Origin of the sequence: Microbacterium sp. 3J1 (genome assembly GCF_001049495.1) — a bacterium.
GTDB lineage: Bacteria > Actinomycetota > Actinomycetes > Actinomycetales > Microbacteriaceae > Microbacterium.
Genome location: NZ_CDWI01000001.1, coordinates 209,846 through 224,839 on the forward strand (window position 1 = coordinate 209,846; position 14,994 = coordinate 224,839).

The 14,994-nt window shown below is 66.6% G+C and carries 15 protein-coding genes; 9 read left to right on the forward strand and 6 right to left on the reverse strand.

The genetic code is table 11. The features are described 5' to 3' along the window. Positions 1 to 76: 76 nt before the first annotated feature. Together BN2660_RS01005 and BN2660_RS01010 are read right to left on the reverse strand one after the other, a co-directional pair. Complete coding sequence (locus BN2660_RS01005) at positions 77 to 1,408, reverse strand: FtsX-like permease family protein (RefSeq protein ID WP_091226091.1); 1,332 nt, start codon at positions 1,406 to 1,408, stop codon at positions 77 to 79. Further along, positions 1,405 to 2,148: an ABC transporter ATP-binding protein gene (locus BN2660_RS01010; RefSeq protein WP_091226094.1), complete on the reverse strand. Its 744-nt coding sequence runs from the start codon at positions 2,146 to 2,148 to the stop codon at positions 1,405 to 1,407. Before BN2660_RS01010 ends, BN2660_RS01005 begins: the two co-directional genes overlap by 4 nt. Before the next feature lie 89 nt (positions 2,149 to 2,237). On the opposite strand from BN2660_RS01010, the gene BN2660_RS01015 reads away from it, so the two are divergent. The 3 genes from BN2660_RS01015 to BN2660_RS01025 all read left to right on the forward strand — a co-directional run bounded on the left by BN2660_RS01015 (position 2,238) and on the right by BN2660_RS01025 (position 4,343). Beyond that, a complete protein-coding gene (locus tag BN2660_RS01015) occupies positions 2,238 to 2,612 on the forward strand; it encodes an ArsR/SmtB family transcription factor (RefSeq protein ID WP_091226097.1) in 375 nt (124 codons plus the stop codon). A 100-nt stretch (positions 2,613 to 2,712) separates the two neighbouring features. Then, entirely contained in the window at positions 2,713 to 3,303 is a 591-nt protein-coding gene (locus BN2660_RS01020; protein ID WP_176697039.1) for a type 1 glutamine amidotransferase domain-containing protein, read from the forward strand. Further along, entirely contained in the window at positions 3,300 to 4,343 is a 1,044-nt protein-coding gene (locus BN2660_RS01025) for an SDR family NAD(P)-dependent oxidoreductase (RefSeq protein ID WP_091226102.1), read from the forward strand. Before BN2660_RS01020 ends, BN2660_RS01025 begins: the two co-directional genes overlap by 4 nt. 359 nt (positions 4,344 to 4,702) lie before the next feature. Here the strand turns inward: BN2660_RS01025 and nrdF are convergent, their stop codons facing one another. From nrdF to nrdH, 4 genes are read right to left on the reverse strand one after another with little or no spacing between them, the layout of a single operon-like run. Continuing rightward, the gene (gene nrdF, locus BN2660_RS01030) at positions 4,703 to 5,683 is read right to left on the reverse strand and encodes a class 1b ribonucleoside-diphosphate reductase subunit beta (RefSeq protein ID WP_091226104.1); all 981 of its coding nucleotides are present in this window, start codon (positions 5,681 to 5,683) and stop codon (positions 4,703 to 4,705) included. A gap of 45 nt (positions 5,684 to 5,728) precedes the next feature. Beyond that, the gene (gene nrdE / locus BN2660_RS01035) at positions 5,729 to 7,849 is read right to left on the reverse strand and encodes a class 1b ribonucleoside-diphosphate reductase subunit alpha (RefSeq protein ID WP_091226238.1); all 2,121 of its coding nucleotides are present in this window, start codon (positions 7,847 to 7,849) and stop codon (positions 5,729 to 5,731) included. A gap of 20 nt (positions 7,850 to 7,869) precedes the next feature. After that, positions 7,870 to 8,331, reverse strand: a complete 462-nt coding sequence (gene nrdI, locus BN2660_RS01040) for a class Ib ribonucleoside-diphosphate reductase assembly flavoprotein NrdI (RefSeq protein WP_091226107.1) — start codon at positions 8,329 to 8,331, stop codon at positions 7,870 to 7,872. Between the two features lie 6 nt (positions 8,332 to 8,337). After that, on the reverse strand, positions 8,338 to 8,571 hold the full coding sequence (nrdH, locus tag BN2660_RS01045; protein ID WP_045253199.1) for a glutaredoxin-like protein NrdH: 234 nt from the start codon (positions 8,569 to 8,571) through the stop codon (positions 8,338 to 8,340). 388 nt (positions 8,572 to 8,959) lie between these two features. Between nrdH and BN2660_RS01050 the strand changes: the two genes are divergently transcribed. The 6 genes from BN2660_RS01050 (at position 8,960) to BN2660_RS01075 (ending at position 14,989) form a co-directional block, all read left to right on the forward strand. Beyond that, positions 8,960 to 10,168 carry an MFS transporter gene (locus BN2660_RS01050; protein WP_176697040.1) on the forward strand — a complete coding sequence of 403 codons (1,209 nt, stop codon included), beginning with the start codon at positions 8,960 to 8,962 and terminating at the stop codon, positions 10,166 to 10,168. Next, positions 10,165 to 11,076: a sugar kinase gene (locus BN2660_RS01055; protein ID WP_091226112.1), complete on the forward strand. Its 912-nt coding sequence runs from the start codon at positions 10,165 to 10,167 to the stop codon at positions 11,074 to 11,076. The genes BN2660_RS01050 and BN2660_RS01055 overlap by 4 nt, the downstream gene beginning before the upstream one ends. Positions 11,077 to 11,130: 54 nt before the next feature. Next, positions 11,131 to 11,889 carry an alpha/beta fold hydrolase gene (locus BN2660_RS01060; protein WP_091226116.1) on the forward strand — a complete coding sequence of 253 codons (759 nt, stop codon included), beginning with the start codon at positions 11,131 to 11,133 and terminating at the stop codon, positions 11,887 to 11,889. After that, positions 11,886 to 13,046, forward strand: coding sequence for an acyl-CoA dehydrogenase family protein (locus BN2660_RS01065; protein WP_091226119.1), 1,161 nt, complete (start codon positions 11,886 to 11,888; stop codon positions 13,044 to 13,046). Before BN2660_RS01060 ends, BN2660_RS01065 begins: the two co-directional genes overlap by 4 nt. 84 nt (positions 13,047 to 13,130) lie before the next feature. Continuing rightward, positions 13,131 to 13,598: an Lrp/AsnC family transcriptional regulator gene (locus BN2660_RS01070; RefSeq protein ID WP_056517648.1), complete on the forward strand. Its 468-nt coding sequence runs from the start codon at positions 13,131 to 13,133 to the stop codon at positions 13,596 to 13,598. After that, positions 13,595 to 14,989: an aspartate aminotransferase family protein gene (locus BN2660_RS01075; RefSeq protein ID WP_091226121.1), complete on the forward strand. Its 1,395-nt coding sequence runs from the start codon at positions 13,595 to 13,597 to the stop codon at positions 14,987 to 14,989. The genes BN2660_RS01070 and BN2660_RS01075 overlap by 4 nt, the downstream gene beginning before the upstream one ends. The last annotated feature ends 5 nt before the right edge of the window (positions 14,990 to 14,994 follow it).

The following is a 14,994-nucleotide window of genomic DNA, read 5'->3' on the forward strand; positions in this document are numbered from 1 at the left end:
GGCGACTCCTTCGATAGGTGATATTTCACTTAATGTAGCGGCAGATGAAGGTGTGCGGGCCCGCTCGCGTCGACGTTCATGCCGCGAGCAGAGGCGCGCGCACGCCACGACCGAGGTCGCGGATGGTGGGAGCGACAGTCGCGGCGAGCATGAGCACCAGGGCGCCCGAAGCGACGACCGCTGCCTCACCCAGGCGAAGAACGGGTGCAACGTGGAGGGCGAGAGCCGACCCCGCAACAGCCAGCACCGTGACGACGAGAGCGGAAAGGAGCCCGGTCCCGACATAGATCACCGCTTCATACACTGCACTGGCGATGACGACCTCGGGGGTTGCCCCGGCTGACTGCAGCAGTGCCTGCTCGCCCGCACGCGAGCGACCAGACATGAAGACCGTAGCTGTGGCGCCGGCGATGGAAAGGAGGATGGGGCCGCCGATGAGAAGGACCACGACCTGTGAAGGCAAGCCCGCGCCGGGGGCTGAGTCGGCACGTGCGCTCGACACCGTCGCGTCGAGCGAGAACAGAAGGCCGCTCGACGCTGAAGCGATCATGAGCGGTCCCACTGTCGCCGCACCTCGCCTGATGTTGTCGGCTGCGGCGGCGCGGGCGAGGAACCATGCCACGGACAGCCGAGTCGGCACGGCTCTGGTCCAGCCACGGGTCACCCACGCGTACAGCGGGGCACCGACGCCCGCGACAGCGGCCGCCAGCAGAACCCCGGCGATGAGCAAGGGCAGCTCGGCTGCGCCCGGAGAGCGTCCCTCTTGAGCGAAGATCATCCCTGCTCCGGCGACGGTCAGCAGACCGACACCGACCATGCGCGCTCTCGGGAAAGGGCGCGGCGACGAGCCGCCGCCCCGAATCGCAACCGTGATCGTCACTCTGCTCGCAGCGCGCGCGGCCCGCATGCTCGCGACGACCGAGACAAGGACCACCGTGCCGACAGCGGAGAACACGCCAACCGGCGAGGACACTGCGCCCAGCCCGTCGAAGCCGCGCGCGCCCTCGAGCACATACCCGAGCATCGGGGCAAGGGCGGGGCCAGCCGCGACAGCTCCGAGAATCGACGCGACCGTGGACGCGACCAGCACCTGCATGAGGACGACGGCTTGGATCCGTGCCGGGGTGAAGCCGATCACCTGCCACAACGCGTACTCGCGTTCCTGAAGGGCGACGGTGAGACCTGCGACGGATGACAGGACGATGATCGCGGCGACGAGGACGAACACGATCACCACTCCGCTGATCCCGTACGTCGCCAACGCCGTCACCCCTCCGGCGCGAATGCCGGATTCGAGGAATCCTGCGGCGAGACCCGCGATGAATGCCGTGAGAAATCCGACCGCGAGCACTCCTGCCCAGATCCGGAGGTTGCTCAGGAGGTCCGCGATGATGAGTCGAGCGATCACGAGAGCTGGCCTGCCTCCGTGACGGCGTCGAGCACGGCTCGCGCAGAGGGGTTGGCGAGTTGTCTATGGATCTCGCCGTCACGAAGGACGAGCACTCGATCGGCGGTCGCGGCGGCCTCCAGGTCGTGCGTGACCAGGACGACGGATCGATCCGCGGTCGCGGCGGAATGCAGCAGTTCGAGAACCTTCGCGCTCGCCAACTCATCCAGGGCGCCGGTGGGCTCGTCGGCGAAGACCACCTGAGGCTTCGCGGCGAGCACTCGCGCGATTGCGACTCGCTGCTGTTGCCCGCCGGAGAGTTCACGAGGTCGATGGTCGCCGCGGTCACTCAGCCCGACGTCGGCCAGCGCTTCGTCCACCGCTGACGCGCTGAGGGCACGATGCGCGAGGATCGCCGGAAGAGCGATGTTCTCCCGTGCAGTCAACGACCCGATGAGGTTGTACGTCTGAAAGATGACACCGACCTCATCCCGACGGAGCTTCGCAAGCGCCGCCCGGCTGAGCGTGTCCACTCTCTTTCCGGCCACCTCCACGCTCCCCCCGTCGACGGGCTCCAATCCGGACAGCGCGTAGAGAAGCGTCGACTTTCCGGACCCGCTCGGTCCTACGATCGCGACGAACTCGCCGCGTCCCACCGTGAGGGACACGTCCTTCAGCACGGGCAGGGGACGGCCATCCGGATCGCTGTAGATCTTCGTGATCCCGTCCGCCCTGACCACGTCCCGTGAGGCATCGCCCATCAATGATCTCCCAAGATCTCTCAGCGCCCGAGGCGCTACAATAGTTGGATAACGATCAAACTATTGCACGGATTCCCGGAGGAGCGAACATGGCAGGTCCCGTCGACGAATCAGCCTCGCGCCAGTTCTGGGAGCCGGACGTCCTGGAGATCCAACTCGTGGATGTGCTGAAGGCGATCGCCGATCCGGCCAGGTTGAGCATCCTCCACGGCTTGGCCGACGGTGAGTACCACCCCTGCAACGTCGCGGAATTCGGTCTGCCCATTCACAAGTCGACGCTCTCCCATCACTTCAAGACACTCCGCGAAGCCGGCGTGACCACCACCCGCGTGCAGGGCCGCGAAGCGGGGGTCCGCCTGCGCTTCGCCGACCTCGAGCGTCGGTGGCCCGGACTGCTGCCCGCGCTGCTCCAGGCTGCATCGAGTCACACCTACGCCCCCGCAGGCAGGACGCCGACGGCATAGGGCCACCTGAGGACGCAGTCGAACTGTTTGACAAGTATCAAACAGCTGTGCACAATAAAATTGTTTGATGTTTGTCGAACAATTATCTCTCGAGGTGAACATGCCCATCACACACGATCACGACGTCTCCGACAACCGCGCCGGAATCGGACACGGTCGCACCCGCGGCCGTGTCGCGATCCTGACCGCGGACGACGTCGAGGACGTCGAGTTCTTCTACCCGTACTACCGGTTCGTCGAAGAGGGATTCGACGTCGATGTGCTCACCCCGGCGAGCACGACGGTCACCGGCTACAAGGGTCTTTCGCTCTCGACGGGCGTTTCTGCGGTCGCTGATGCGAACCCGGCGGACTACGACCTCCTGTTCATCCCTGGAGGTCTTGCTCCTGGAGCCGTTCGCCAGGACTCGGACTCGGTCTCGTTCGTGCAGGACTTCGCTACGACAGGCCGTGTCATCGGGGCCGTGTGCCACGGGCCTCAGGTGCTGGTCACCGCCGGCCTGGTCGAGGGTCGGCGCATGACCTCCTGGAAGGACGTCGCCCACGAGATCCGCGACGCCGGCGGCGAGTATGTGGACGAGCCCGTCGTCGAAGATGCGCAGTTCATCACCGCGCGCAAGCCCGGCGATATGCCTCGGGAGATGGCTCGGATCTTCGAGCGTCTCACAGAGGCGAACGGAGAGAACGCATGAACTCGCTCATCGCCACCCCTTTCGGCCCGAAGACGACGGCTGACGAGGTGCTCGACGGTGTGGACCTGACCGGACGCACCTACCTGGTGACAGGTGGCGCGTCCGGCATCGGCGCGGAGACGGTGCGCGCTCTGGCGCGCGCAGGCGGAAACGTCGTGATCGGAACACGGCGCCCGGAACAGGCGGACATGCTCCTTCGCGAGTTCAGAGGCCTCCCCGAAGCGGGAGACGTCAGCGCCGCCGAACTCGATCTCGCCGATCTCGGTTCTGTGGATCGCTTTGTCGAGAACTGGAGCTCCCCGCTCGACGCAGTCATCGCCAACGCCGGCATCATGGCCCTACCCCGGCGTGAAGAATCCGCCGAGCACTGGGAACTCCAGCTGGCTACGAACTACCTCGGCCACTTCGCTCTGATGAGAGGACTCCGGCCGCAACTGGCAGCCAGCAGTGACGGACGGGTGGCCATCGTGAGCTCCACCGCACACCTGCGCTCACCCATGCATTTCGAGGACCCGAACTTCGTGAGCCGTCCCTACGACCGATGGGCCGCATACGCGCAGTCCAAGACGGCAGACGTGCTGCTCGCCGTCGGGATCGCGGAGAGGTGGGCCGGCGACGGGATCACGGCGAACGCTCTCATGCCGGGGTGGATCACCACGAACCTACAACGTCACCTCGACGATGACACGCTCCGGGCACTCGGTGCGATGAACGAAGCCGGGGAGCGGATCGAGCAGTCCTATTTCAAGACGCCTGCGCAAGGAGCTGCGACATCTGTTCTCGTTGCGGCCTCCCCGCTCGTCAGCGGTGTGACCGGTCGCTACTTCGAGGACAACCAGGAAGCCGCGACGATCGTCGACACCGAAGGCCACAGTGTCGGCGTCGCGGCGCATGCGCTCGACCGTGAAGCTGCCCAGCGCCTGTGGGTGTTGGGTGAAACCACGCTCGAGCGACGCGAGCCGCGGCGTGCGTCGATGCCGGCGGTCACGACGAAGGGGCGGATGCCGCAGCATCCGCCCCTTCGTCGTGTCGACACCTGATGTGCCGCTTCGACGAACCTGATCCCTACGACATGCTCCGAGGACAGTTCGAGCGCGCCGGGGTGCTCCTGAGCAGTCGAAGCCTTCGGTGCTTGGTGCCACCGATCCCGGCCTCACTCGCCACGCGACGGATGCGCTTCTCCCCCATCGCTGTGCGCAGATTCACGACGAACTGCCTTGCCGCCTCGCCCGCCGGATCAGGGGACGGCTCATCCGTCCACGCGTTGGTGAGGTCCTAGGGAGTGGGGTGCGGCGGGCAGAGCGAAGCGTCTAAGGCTTCTTCGAGGAGTGCTATCGTGCGGAGGTCCGGCCACTTCAATGGTGTGCGGCGCCGCATTGCGCGACGCCGCACAACTGACTCAGAAGTCCCAGTCGTCGTCTTCCGTCGCCTCGGCCTTGCCGATGACGTAGGAGGAACCGGAGCCCGAGAAGAAGTCGTGGTTCTCGTCGGCGTTCGGCGAGAGCGCCGAGAGGATCGCCGGGTTCACGTTCGTCACGGTCGAGGGGAACATCGCCTCGTAGCCGAGGTTCATCAGCGCCTTGTTGGCGTTGTAGTGCAGGAACTTCTTGACGTCCTCGGTCAGGCCGACGCCGTCGTAGAGGTCCTGCGTGTACTGCACCTCGTTGTCGTAGAGCTCGAACAGCAGGTTGAAGGTGTAGTCCTTCAGCTCCTGGCGGCGCTCCTCGGTCTCCTTCTCGAGACCCTTCTGGAACTTGTAGCCGATGTAGTACCCATGCACGGCCTCGTCGCGGATGATGAGGCGGATCAGGTCAGCCGTGTTCGTCAGCTTCGCCTTCGACGACCAGTAGATCGGCAGGTAGAAGCCCGAGTAGAACAGGAACGACTCGAGGAGCGTCGAAGCGACCTTGCGCTTGAGCGGGTCGTCACCCTGGTAGTAGTCCATGATGATCTGAGCCTTCTTCTGAAGATTCGGGTTCTCGGTGGACCACCGGAACGCCTCGTCGATCTCCTTCGTCGACGCGAGGGTCGAGAAGATCGAAGAGTAGCTCTTCGCGTGCACCGACTCCATGAACGCGATGTTCGTGTACACCGCCTCCTCGTGAGGGGTGATCGCGTCAGGGATGAGCGAGACGGCGCCGACGGTGCCCTGGATCGTGTCCAGCAGCGTGAGCCCGGTGAAGACGCGCATCGTGAGCAGCTGCTCTTCGGGCGTCAGCGTGTTCCACGACTGGACGTCGTTCGACAGCGGCACCTTCTCGGGCAGCCAGAAGTTGTTCACCAGGCGGTTCCAGACCTCGAGGTCCTTGTCGTCCTGGATGCGGTTCCAGTTGATCGCCTGCACGCTGTCGACCAGCTTGAGCGGGGGGTGGGGAGTCATGATTCGTCGTTTCTCGATACCTGGGTCACTGAGCCTGTCGAAGTGTCAGAGCATGCACGAGACGCACTCGGTCATGTCAGTGCCCTCGAGCGCCAGCTGACGCAGACGGATGTAGTAGATCGTCTTGATGCCCTTGCGCCATGCGTAGATCTGGGCCTTGTTGATGTCACGCGTCGTGGCGGTGTCCTTGAAGAACAGCGTCAGCGACAGGCCCTGGTCGACGTGCTGCGTGGCGGCGGCGTACGTGTCGATGACCTTCTCGTAGCCGATCTCGTACGCGTCCTGGTAGAACTCCAGGTTGTCGTTCGTCATGAACGGCGCCGGGTAGTAGACGCGGCCGAGCTTGCCCTCCTTGCGGATCTCGATCTTCGACGCGATCGGGTGGATCGACGACGTCGAGTTGTTGATGTACGAGATCGAGCCGGTCGGAGGCACCGCCTGGAGGTTCTGGTTGTAGATGCCGTGCTCCTGGATCGACGCCTTCAGCGCCACCCAGTCCTCCTGCGTCGGGATGTGCTTGCCCGCGAAGAGCTCCTTGACCTTCTCGGTCTCGGGCACCCAGGCACGCTCGATGTACTTGTCGAAGAACTCCCCCGACGCGTACGTCGAGTCGGCGAAGCCGTCGAAGGCCTGCTTGCGCTCGATCGCGAGGTTGTTCGAGGCGCGCAGCGCGTGGAACAGCACCGTGTAGAAGTAGATGTTCGTGAAGTCGATGCCCTCTTCGGACCCGTAGTGGACGTGCTCGCGAGCGAGGTAGCCGTGCAGGTTCATCTGCCCGAGGCCGATCGCGTGCGAACGGTCGTTGCCGTCCTCGATCGAGCGGACCGAGCGGATGTGGCTCTGGTCGCTGACCGCGCTCAGCGCACGGATCGCCGTCTCGACGGTCTGACCGAGGTCATCGGCATCCATCGACAGCGCGATGTTCATCGAGCCGAGGTTGCAGGAGATGTCCTTGCCGATCTGGTCGTACGACAGGTCGTCGTTGTACGTGGTCGGCGTGTTCACCTGCAGGATCTCGCTGCAGAGGTTGGACATGTTGATGCGGCCCTTGATCGGGTTGGCCTTGTTCACCGTGTCCTCGAACATGATGTACGGGTAGCCCGACTCGAACTGGATCTCGGCGATGGTCTGGAAGAACTCGCGCGCGTTGATCTTGGTCTTCTTGATGCGCGGGTCGTCGACCATCTCGCGGTACTTCTCGGTGACCGAGATGTCGCCGAAGGGGACGCCGTAGACCTTCTCGACGTCGTACGGCGAGAAGAGGTACATGTCCTCGCCGTTCTTGGCGAGCTCGAACGTGATGTCGGGGACGACGACACCCAGCGACAGCGTCTTGATGCGGATCTTCTCGTCGGCGTTCTCACGCTTGGTGTCGAGGAAGCGCATGATGTCGGGGTGGTGCGCGTTGAGGTACACCGCGCCGGCACCCTGACGGGCTCCGAGCTGGTTGGCGTAGCTGAAGCTGTCTTCGAGGAGCTTCATGACGGGGATGATGCCGGAGGACTGGTTCTCGATCTGCTTGATCGGTGCGCCGGCCTCGCGGATGTTCGAGAGCAGCAGCGCCACTCCGCCACCGCGCTTGGAGAGCTGGAGGGCGGAGTTGATGCCGCGGGCGATCGACTCCATGTTGTCTTCGATGCGCAGCAGGAAGCAGCTGACGAGCTCGCCGCGCTGGGCCTTGCCCGCGTTGAGGAACGTCGGGGTCGCGGGCTGGAAGCGACCGGAGATGATCTCCTCGACCAGTGCGACGGCGAGCTGCTCGTCGCCGTCGGCGAGGCCGAGGGCCGTCATCACGACGCGGTCCTCGAAGCGCTCGAGGTAGCGCTTGCCGTCGAAGGTCTTCAGCGTGTAGCTCGTGTAGTACTTGAAGGCGCCGAGGAACGTCTCGAAGCGGAACTTCTTGCCGTACGCGAGGTCGTTGAGCTTCTGGATGAACTCGAGCGAGTACTGCTCGATGACCGCCGGCTCGTAGTACTCCTTCTCGACCAGGTAGTCCAGACGCTCCTTGAGGGAGTGGAAGAACACGGTGTTCTGGTTGACGTGCTGGAGGAAGTACTCGCGGGCCGCGCGCTTGTCGGCGTCGAACTGGATCTTGCCGTTCGCGTCGTACAGGTTCAGCATCGCGTTGAGGGCGTGATAGTCCAGACCCTCATAGGTCGGGTTCATCTTGAACGCCACCGTATCCGTCACTGAGTCGGCTCCTGCCTGCTCGTCAACTGCGGTACCCACCGTCGCTCCAATCCGTCGCTCACGCGATCAACATCGTCTTGTGTGCCGAAGATCTCGAGCCGATACAAGTGAGGCACGTGGCACTTGCGGCTGATGATGTCACCGGCGAGACAGAACGAGTCGCCGAAGTTGGTGTTGCCCGCAGAGATGACTCCGCGGATATGACGCCGGTTGCGCTCGTCGTTGAGGAATCGGATGACCTGTTTGGGCACCGCGCCTCGTTCGACGCCGCCCCCCTCACCCCCGCCATAGGTGGGGGTGACCAGGACGTAGGGCTCGTCGACGACGAGCTCTTCGTCCTGCCGGTGAAGGGGGATGCGTCGGGCCGGAAGCCCGAGCTTCTCGACGAAGCGCGCGGTGTTACCCGACGCGCTCGAGAAGTAGACCAGGAGCGGCGCAGCGGTCGCGACGGCGCTCATGGGCGATCACGCCAGACGCGAGGCGAGCTCGTCGATCTTGTCGGGACGGAAGCCCGACCAGTGGCCCTCGTCGGTGACGACGACGGGTGCCTGCATGTAGCCGAGCGACTTGACCTGCTCGAGGGCTGCCGGGTCCTCCGACAGGTCGAGGATCTCGTACTCGATGCCCTTGGCGTCGAGCGCGCGGTAGGTGGCGTTGCACTGAACGCAGGACGGCTTCGTGTAGACCGTGATCGACATCTTTTCGCTTCCCCTCACATCTCTGGCCCGCTTCTCGTCGGGCTGCTTTCCGGTAGACCCTCACCGGGATCTCAATACTACATATGGGTACGGACATTCGGGGTGACCACAAGGGGTAGTAGTTACATCCGTGTAGTTTTCCACCGCTCTCCACTGATACAACACAGGTTGTCCACCGTTTCTTCCACAGGCTGAGCCCTCGGGCAGCGGCCTCCGAACCGCGAGAAATCGCGGCTGTGAAGAAGCTGGGCGAGATCCATCCACAGGGGCGACCCTACGAGGGGGTTCTGACATTCCGATTCCTGTGGAAACTGCATCCCGGCGTGTCGCGGCGTGTCGCCGAGCACCCCCTTCTGCGACCGCCTCCGGCTCCCGGTAGCGTTGAGTCGTGGCGGGATATCGGGACCTTCTTCGCACGCCGGGAGTGGCGCGCATGATCGCGGCTCAGCTGACCGCTCGCTTCCCCAACGGGATGAGCTCCCTCGCGATCCTTCTGCACGTCGAGCAGCAGACAGGATCGTACGGATCGGCCGGCCTCGTGCTGGCGGCGACCAGCGTCGGCCAGGCCGTCGCAGGCCCGATCACGAGCAGATGGATGGGCGCCTGGGGAATGCGCCGCGTGCTCACGCTCACCCTGAGCATCTGCGTCGTCGCCATCCTCGGACTCGCCCTCCTCCCCCTCTCCGTTCCCGGGTACATGGTGCTCGGAATGATCGCCGGACTCTCCACTCCGCCGATCCAGGCCGCGGTGCGCACCATCTACCCCAAGCTCGTCAACGCGAAGCAGCTCACACCGCTGTTCTCCCTCGACGCCTCCCTGCAGGAGATCATCTGGGTCATCGCGCCCGTCGTCATCACCCTCGTGTCGACGCAGATCGGCACGGCGGAGGGCCTGCTGCTCGTCGCCATCGTGCTCGTCGGTGGCGGAGCGTGGTTCATCCTGTCGCCCGAGGTGGGCCGCGTGCGCATCCCGCGCAGCCGCAACGCCCTCGGCACGGTCGTCCTCAAGCCCCCGGTGCTGCTGGCCACGGTCGTCGGCTTCCTCCTCATCGGCGCCTGCTCCGCGGTGGAGGTCGGCGTCGTCGCCACCTTCGAGCACGGCAGCCTCGCCGCCGGACTCGTGCTCGCCGTCTTCTCGGTCGGCAGCCTCGCGGGCGGTCTCGCCTTCGGCCACATCCCGATCGGCCCCTGGGCGATGGCGCGCCGCCTGCTCATCGTGACGGTCGGACTCTCGCTCACGATGTTCTCCCTCAACGAGTTCTGGCTCGGCGGCACCCTCATCGTCGCCGGCATCGGCATCGCCCCCGCTCTGGCCGTGCTCTTCGCCATCACCTCCGCGAGCGTCAAGTTCAGCGAGACCGCCGAGGCCTTCGGCTGGGCCGGCACGGGTCAGCTCATCGGAGCGGCCGCCGGGTCGGCCGTCGCCGGATTCCTCGTCGACGCGACCGATCCCCGCGGCGCCTATCTCGCGGCGACCCTGTTCGCCGCGGTCGGTCTGATCGTCGCGATCGTCTTCGTGCGCTCCTTCCCCGATCTGCGTCACCGCGACGCGAGTCCCCACCCCGATACCGAACCACTGGCGGTCACCCCTTCATGAGCCCGGCTCCCTCCCCCACCCCCGTCCCCGAGGTCGTCTGCGTCGGCGAATCCATGGGCCTCGTCACGGCCCTCGGCGCACCGCTCGCCGAGACGGAATCGGCCGCCCTCGGCCTGGCCGGCGCCGAAGGCAACGTCGCGGTCGGACTCGTCGCAGCCGGGCGCACCGCGGCATGGGCCTCCCGGCTCGGCGATGATCCGATCGGCATCCGCATCTCCACCGAACTTCAGCGGCGAGGGGTGGAGCTCTGGGTGGAGACGGATGCCGATGCCCCGACCGGCGTCATGTTCAAGGACCCCGGCACCGAGTCGTCGTCCGTGTACTACTACCGCCGAGGCTCCGCGGCGTCCCGCATGGCCGCGGGATTCCTCGACGCCTCGCGCCTCGCCGGCGTCCGGGTCGTGCACACCACCGGCATCACTCCCGCGCTCTCCGAGTCCTGCCGCGCCATGGTTGACCGGCTGTACGTCGACGCGAGAGCAGCCGGCGCCCTCGTCTCGTTCGACGTGAACGACCGGCGCGCGCTGTGGACGATGGAGGATGCGGCCGCGACGCTGACCCGGTTCGCGGATGCCGCGGACATCGCCTTCGTCGGCCGTGACGAGGCGGAGCGGATCTGGGGCACGGCGACTCCTACCGAGATCCGCGCGCACCTCCCCCACTGCGGCCTCCTCATCGTCAAGGACGGCGACATCGGAGCGACGGCGTTCCCCGGCGACGACGAGCCGGTGTTCGTCCCCGCTCCGCGAGTCGAGGTCGTCGAACCGGTGGGCGCCGGTGACGCGTTCGCCGCGGGGTTCCTCGCCGCCACGCTCGACGGCGCCGCACTCGCCGATCGCCTCGCCGCGGGGCACGCGGCGGCCGCGCGCGTGCTCACCACGCACGGCGACCTGCCGCCGCTGGGCTGACCGGGCGCCGCCCGCGCCCCGCCTCACGTCCGCCGCCGGTCGTAGGCTGGGATCATGCCTGCTCCGCTCACCCTGCCCCGCCTCGCGTGGGGCGACCCGTCGGCCGGTCGATACGCTCTGCTCGTGCACGGACTCGGCTCATCCGGCGCGCTGATGTGGCGGCTCGGCGACGCGCTCGCGACCGCGGGCTGGCACGCCACCGCCGTTGACCTGCGCGGGCACGGCGACGCACCGCGGGCACTCGACTACAGCGTCGAGGCGTACGGAGCCGACCTGGCGGCGACGCGACGGGACGACGGAGAACCCTGGGATGCCGTGATCGGCCATTCCCTCGGCGGCGCCGCGAGCACGGTCGCCGCGGCATCCGCACCCGCGTGGACCCGCCGTATCGTGCTTCTCGACCCCGCGATCCTCGTCGGCGGCCGGGACGCGAAGATCGTCCGCAAGAGCCAGGAGCGCGCGTTCGCCGACAACCGCGTCGAGCTCGTGCAGCAGGAGCATCCGCACTGGCATCCGCAGGACTGGGAGCTCAAGGTCGACGCCGTGCATCGCGCGAGCGCCTGGGCCGTCGAGCAGACGAGTGTGCAGAACACTCCGTGGGACGTCACCGCCCATGCCGCCCGCCTGACGGTGCCCACGCACGTCATCGCGTCGGATCCCGCGGTCTACAGCATCTTCACCGGCGAGGTCGCCGAATCCGTGCTCGACGCCAACCCCCTCCTCACCCTGTCGGTCGTCGAGGGGGCGGGGCACTCGCTGCACCGGGACAAGCCGGAGGAGACAGTCCGACAGCTGAGAGAGGCCCTCGCGTGAGCACGTTCGACCCGACCGCGTATCTGCCCGACGACCTGCTCGAGCGCATCCGCGAGCGCGCTCCGATCCACGACCGCGACAACACCTTCCCCGAGCAGGACCTCGCCGAGCTGCGGGATGCCGGATACCTGGCGATCCTCGTGCCGTCCGAGCGCGGCGGAGCGGGCCTCGGGCTCGCGGAGGCGGCGATCCTGCAGCAGCGGCTGGCGACAGCCGCTCCGGCCACGGCCCTCGCGATCAACATGCACCTGGTGTGGACGGGTGTCGCGAAGGTCTTCTCCGACCGCGGCATCCACGGCCTCCAATTCGTGCAGGAGGGCGCGGTCGCCGGAGAGGTGTTCGCGTTCGGCATCAGCGAGGGCGGCAACGACCTGGTCCTCTTCGCCAGCGACACGGACGCGCGCCCCGTCGCCGACGGCGGCTACTTGTTCACCGGCACGAAGATCTTCACCTCCCTCGCCCCCGTCTGGACGAAGCTCGGCCTGCACGGGCTCGACACGACGAGTCCCGATGCGCCGAAGCTCGTCTTCGCCTTCGTCGAACGCGACGACGCGGTCGTCACGGGCGATGATTGGGACACCCTGGGCATGCGCGCCACGCAGAGCAGGACCACGCGGCTGGACGGCGCGACGGCGGATGCCGCACACGTCGTGCGCCGCATCGACCCGGGGCCCAACCCCGACCCGATCGTGTTCGGGATCTTCTCGGTGTTCGAGATCCTGCTGGCGTCGGTCTACACGGGCGTCGCCCGACGCGCGCTCGACCTCGCCGTCCTCACCGCGAAGAAGAGGAAATCGAAGAAGACGGGTGCGGCGTACAGCCAGGACCCGGACATCCGCTGGCGAATCGCCGACATGGGGCTCGCCTACGACGCGCTGCCTCCGCAGATCGCGGCCCTCGCGCGGGACGTCGATGAGAGCGCCGATCACGGGGCCCGATGGTTCACCCTGCTCTCGGGCGTCAAGCACCGGGCGATCACGACCGCGAAGCACGTCGTCGATCAGGCGATGCTCGTCGCGGGCGGCGGGTCGTACTTCTCCTCGAACGAGCTGTCGCGGCTGTACCGCGACGTGCTGGCCGGCGCGTTCCACCCGTCCGACCCGGAGTCGGCGCACGCGACGGCGGCGAGCGCCTGGCTGGGCCCGATCGAGTCCTGACTCCAGTTCCGGTTTCGCCACTCTCAGAGCACGAATTCTGCGGATCCGGTTGCCGAGAGCCTCTGAGAGTGCGAGGATCGCACCATGCCGTCCTCGAAGAAGCACCCGCCATTGGATGACGTGGCGAAGACCATCATCGAGCTGCTCCAGGAGGACGGGCGCCGCTCGTACTCGGACATCGGGCGGGAGGTCGGCCTCAGCGAGGCCGCGGTCCGTCAGCGGGTGCAGCGCCTGACCGAATCCGGCGTCATGCAGATCGTGGCGGTCACGGATCCGATGCAGCTGGGGTTCCCGCGTCAGGCGATGATCGGCATCCGCGTCTCCGGCGACACGCGCGTCGTCGCGGAGGCGATCGCCGAGATCCCCGCCATCGACTACGTCGTGATCACCGTCGGGTCCTTCGACATCCTCGCCGAGGTCGTCTGCGAGGACGACGAGGACCTCCTGGCGATGATCAACGACCACATCCGTCCGATCGACGGGGTGCTGTCGACCGAGACCTTCATCTACGCCAAGCTGCAGAAGCAGCTCTACAACTGGGGGACCAGATGAGCACACACCGCACGACTCCCTCCGAGGCCGAGCTCCAGGCGATGGCCAAGGACCACCTCTGGATGCACTTCACCCGTCAGTCGACGATGGAGAAGAGCGGTGTGCCCATCATCGTCAAGGGCGAAGGCCACCGCATCTGGGACTCGAAGGGCAAGGAGTACTTCGACGGCCTCTCTGGGCTCTTCGTCGTCAACGCCGGGCATGGCCGCCGTCGTCTGGCCGAGACCGCCGCGAAGCAGGCATCCGAGCTCTCGTTCTTCCCGCTGTGGTCGTATGCGCACCCCGCCGCCATCGAGCTCGCCGACCGGCTGGCCGATGAGGCGCCCGGCGACCTCAACCGCGTGTTCTTCTCCACGGGCGGAGGCGAAGCCGTCGAGACCGCCTTCAAGCTCGCGAAGCACTACTGGAAGCTGATGGGCAAGCCCACCAAGCACAAGGTGATCTCCCGCTCGGTCGCGTACCACGGCACGCCTCAGGGCGCGCTGGCGATCACCGGCATCCCGGCGATGAAGGCGATGTTCGAGCCGGTCACGCCCGGCGGATTCCGTGTGCCGAACACCAACTTCTACCGCGCGGCCGAGATGGGCGGGCCGAGCGACGACCTCGAGGCGTTCGGCCGCTGGGCGGCCGACCGCATCGAGGAGATGATCCTCTTCGAGGGTGCGGACACGGTCGCCGCGGTCTTCCTCGAGCCGGTGCAGAACTCCGGCGGATGCTTCCCGCCTCCTCCCGGCTACTTCGCCCGGGTGCGCGAGATCTGCGATCGACACGATGTGCTGCTGGTGTCCGACGAGGTCATCTGCGCCTTCGGTCGCCTCGGCCACACTTTCGCCTGCTCCGGGCTCGGCTACGTGCCCGACATGATCACGTGCGCCAAGGGCATGACGAGCGGCTACTCGCCGATCGGCGCCACGATCGTCAGCGACCGGATCTACGAGCCCTTCTCGCACGGAGACGTGTCGTTCCCCCACGGCTACACCTTCGGCGGGCACCCCGTCTCGGCGGCCGTCGCGCTCGAGAACCTCGCCATCTTCGACGAGGAGGGGCTCAACGAGCGCGTGCGCGAGAACTCGCCGCTGTTCCGCGCCGAGCTCGAGAAGCTGCTCGACATCCCGATCGTCGGCGACGTGCGCGGAGACGGCTACTTCTTCGGCATCGAGCTCGTGAAGGACAAGGCGACCCGCGAGACCTTCGATGACGCCGAGTCGGAGCGCCTGCTGCGCGGCTTCCTCTCCCCCGCCCTGTTCGAGGCCGGGCTCTACTGCCGGGCGGACGACCGCGGCGACCCTGTGATCCAGCTCGCGCCGCCGCTCACCGTGGGCGCCGCCGAGTTCCGCCAGATCGAGCAGATCCTGCGCAGCGTACTCACCGAGGCGCAGTCGGTGCTCTGATCGCG